The 880-nt window shown below is 63.6% G+C and carries 1 protein-coding gene; it reads left to right on the forward strand.

From position 1 onward, the window contains the following. Positions 1–880: SIS domain-containing protein (locus DW796_RS10325; RefSeq protein WP_118095258.1), on the forward strand; the 880-nt coding region annotated here is incomplete at both ends.

Here is an 880-nt window from a genome sequence, read left to right on the forward strand (position 1 = left end):
TCTACGAGACCGGCAAGAAGATGACCGCGCTCGCCGACAAGGTCGCCGACGAGGGCTACGACGCCGTGTTCCTGATGGGCGTCGGCGGCACCTGGGACGAGCTCATGCAGCTCGAGTACCTCATGAACAAGTTCGGCGACCGCGACCTCGAGGTCTACCTGATCCACGCCGCCGAGTGGAACGTCTCCGGCCACAAGCGCATGACCGAGAAGTCCGTCGTGCTCACCGCCTCCGAGTCCGGCACCACCCCCGAGGTCCTCGAGGCCGTCAAGAAGATGAAGGAAAAGGGCATTCGTGTCTACGCCATGACCAAGCCCGAGGGTCTCATCGGTCAGGCTGTCGGCGCCGAGAATTGCGTCAAGATGGCTTCCGATCATGGTAACGGTGGCTGCGAGATGGGCTACTACCTCGCCGACTGCTTCGGCCTGCGCCTGCTCAACCGCCGCGGCTGCTTCCCGCAGTTCGACAAGTTTATTGAGCAGACCAAGGATGTTTGGACCCACCTGGTCGACATCCGCAAAAGCTTCGAGCCGCGCGCCGAGGAGCTCGCCAAGAAGTACGCCCTGGCCCCCTACACCATGTTCATCGGCTCCGGCGCCCTGTGGGGCGAGACCATCCTGTTCTCGATGTGCATCCTCGAGGAGATGCAGTGGAAGCGCACCCGCTACATCACCTCGGCCGACTTCTTCCACGGCACCCTCGAGCTCGTGGAGCCCGGCGTCCCCGTGTTCCTGTTCATGGGCGAGGACGAGAACCGCAAGCTCGATGAGCGCGTCCGCGCCTTCCTGACCCGCGGCGTGACCGGCGACACCGACATCAACATCATCGACACCGCCGAGTTCGCGATCCCCGGCCTTGACGACGAGTTCCGCGTCATCGT

This window comes from Collinsella sp. AM31-2AC (assembly GCF_003469285.1).
Taxonomy (GTDB): Bacteria; Actinomycetota; Coriobacteriia; order Coriobacteriales; family Coriobacteriaceae; genus Collinsella; species Collinsella aerofaciens_AT.